The organism is Bacillus sp. AP50 (assembly GCF_040492675.1).
Classification (GTDB): Bacteria; Bacillota; Bacilli; order Bacillales; family Bacillaceae_G; genus Bacillus_A; species Bacillus_A cereus.
Genome location: NZ_JBEUTW010000674.1, coordinates 1 through 2,935, shown reverse-complemented (window position 1 = coordinate 2,935; position 2,935 = coordinate 1). Strand labels below are relative to the sequence as shown.

The window sequence follows — 2,935 nt, the reverse complement described above, 5'->3', positions numbered from 1 at the left end:
CAATCAAGCTAGCAAAACTAAATATCATTTTACTTTTTTATTATATAGACTATACTAATTTCTCTTCCCACTTATAGGTTTCGTTTAAGCTAAAAAATATAGCCTCAAGAACGGGATCCTGAGACTCTATTTTTATTTTAGAAAGGACAGCATAACTTTCTCTGTTTCTTCTTTACTTAAATCACCTGCAAGAATTATGACTTGAAAAGCGCTATTCTTTCCTTTTGCAGGAACAATCATTTGCATTACTTTATAGGTTTCCTCTGTATCAAGACTTTCAACTAAGGTTATTTTTGTACCTTCTAATTCATAATTTGTTACCTTTTCATTATAATCCGCTTTTTTATTCGAGAATTCTATTCCCTCAGCAGTAACTGCAGATTGGTGCACAATATATACATTATCTTTACTTTCATTTTGATATTCATAAATAAAATCGGGATTCATTTTTCCAGTAGTCATCGGTGTATTAACACCTTCTCCAGTTAATTTAAACCCTTTTACCACATAACTTGGGGTGTTAATTGGAAAATCAACATATTTCTGTGCTTCCTTTTTAGTTAATCTAAAATGCGAATGAATTTTCTCTCTAAATGGTCCAATTTCTTCACTGTTTTTCTCATATTTTTTTTCCTCTTCTGGGTCTAACTTTTCAGGACTTCCTACTTGCCTTACTTTTTTATCTAAAATATGTGCTTCTGTTTCCAATGTAATGAATCGATCAAATTCTTCTTTCGTAAACAGATTCCTCGCCACTCCAATCTCTGTAAGTAAAGTATTATAGTCTCCTTCGGAAACAAAAAATTCTGCTTCTGCCTGTTTTTTTGTACCAATCATTTTTTCTACAATTTGTTGTATAGGAATATCGGTTTGCGTTTTTGATTCTTTCATATTATTTTTCACTTCTATTTGTTGTTTCTCAGAATTAGTCGGCATATCAGCCCGGGCATTTAATAAGGATACAGATGATACAGCAATAACTGCTACAGCTCCTAGTGCAGACCAACGATACGATTTTTTTTGGAATTTTTTAATCATTAAAATTCTCCTTTTTAACATCCTTTTGTTTTTACTGAAATTTGCCATACTCGGTACTTTATAGTAACTTGAGTAATGTTCCAAAAGACTAATAATAGTATGTCCATACGCAATTTGTTCCTCTGAATCTATATATGTAAGGGCTAATGCATCGCATGCTAGTTCTTGATCTTCTCGCATACATGAGTAGGCATACCATAGAATGGGATTAAACCAATTTAAAATTAGTAAGCCATGCATAAGCCAATTTACACCAACATCTCTTCGCTTGATGTGAGCTAATTCATGATGAAAAATATATCGTAACTGTTGTTCATCTAATATTTTCATATGTACAGTTGATAATAACAACTTTGGCTTAATAAACCCCAACACTGTCGGACTGGAAACCTTTCCAGATACAAGCAATGGGATATTCCTTTGAACAGACATAGATTGCTTACACTTTTCAAAAATTTGAACAATCTTCTCATCTGTAATAACAGGCTGTTTTTTTATGTAAAGTAATAAACGCCTGTTCATTACAAAAGTAGCAACACTTAGAAGGATAACGCCAGTAAGCCAAATGTATATAAAGATTGTATAAAATAAAATCGTCTCATCATCTTCATTACTGTGTGTTTGTGTCTTGTTTACCTGACCAATTTTTGTTGAACTTGTGGTATAAGTATCTTCTTTTGTGAGTAACTTTTTATTGTCTATATCTTTTAATTCTTGCATACGTTCTTTTGTAAGAAAGCTAGCTACAGGGTTTTGGCTAGAAATGAATGCATCATCACTCTTGTAAGTAAGAACAGAATAGATACTATAGGAACTATCTGGCGACCAAGGTAATACAAGTCTTATAATTAATATGATCCATAGCATATATTGCCAGCGTGGAGTTAATTTATTTCTAAACAAGACCTTGATACACAAGATTAGGCCCACTAATATACTAGCCATAACCGAGGTCTCAATCACCCAATCAAAAAATGCAGGTAGATAAATATCAACAAATTTTTCCACAACTATAATCTATCCTTCCTCTGATTTTCCTCAGTTTTCTCATCTAGAATACGTTTAAGTTCGTTAATATCTTCTGAAGACAGTTTTTCTTCTTTTAAAAAATTTACAAGTAAAGGTTTAAATGCTGCACCATAGAAACGTTTAAGTAAAGATTTTGTTTCTACTTGTAAATAACTATCTTGCGAAACCAAAGGATAATAAGAGTACAAACGCCCTTTATCTTGGTGATAAGCAACTGCTTCTTTGTGAACTAATCGATTAATCAACGTTCGAATCGTTTTGGGTTTCCAATCCATTTTCACCTCCAACACTTCAATTACTTCATTTGCCGTTTGTGGAGATTTTGACCACAATTCTTTCATTACTTCTAATTCAGCTTCCGAAATTTTAGGTAATTCTTTCATTAGTTTAAATTACACCCTCCTCGGATTACACTTGTAATCTGTAACTGAATATTACACTTGTAATCTTTCGTTGTCAATCTTATTTTTATATTTATAGAATCCTTTCCTATGTCCATCAACATAAAAAATTTAATTAGTAGTGGATATTTTTATAAAATATCCACTTTGTTATCTTTTTTTTAAATGGGATATTAAAAATAAATGATGTTTCGTTTGAGACGTCCTATTCTCGATCATATAATTTAATACGTCTAGTTTATACTGCGCAGAATACGTTGTATAAACTTTTTCAAATACTTGGATTTCATAATATTTAAATTGTTTTATCTACATACGAACCACTTCATGATTCACTCCCCATAATTTAACGATATCTTTTATATTTTCACGTCCATTTTATTAACGTATGACTACATTCAATTTGTCTTCTGAAGTAAATTTAGTCAAAAAAAATGCACTCCCAATTGTTAGACTGTAACTAACCT

General features: G+C 31.4%; 2 protein-coding genes. Both read right to left on the bottom strand.

From position 1 onward, the window contains the following. Positions 1–132: 132 nt before the first annotated feature. Positions 133–2,052 (bottom strand): M56 family metallopeptidase, encoded by a 1,920-nt coding sequence (locus ABWK52_RS28280; protein WP_065845902.1) that lies wholly within the window; start codon positions 2,050–2,052, stop codon positions 133–135. Continuing rightward, on the bottom strand, positions 2,049–2,450 hold the full coding sequence (locus tag ABWK52_RS28275; protein ID WP_000661419.1) for a BlaI/MecI/CopY family transcriptional regulator: 402 nt from the start codon (positions 2,448–2,450) through the stop codon (positions 2,049–2,051). Before ABWK52_RS28275 ends, ABWK52_RS28280 begins: the two co-directional genes overlap by 4 nt. Positions 2,451–2,935: the final 485 nt, after the last annotated feature.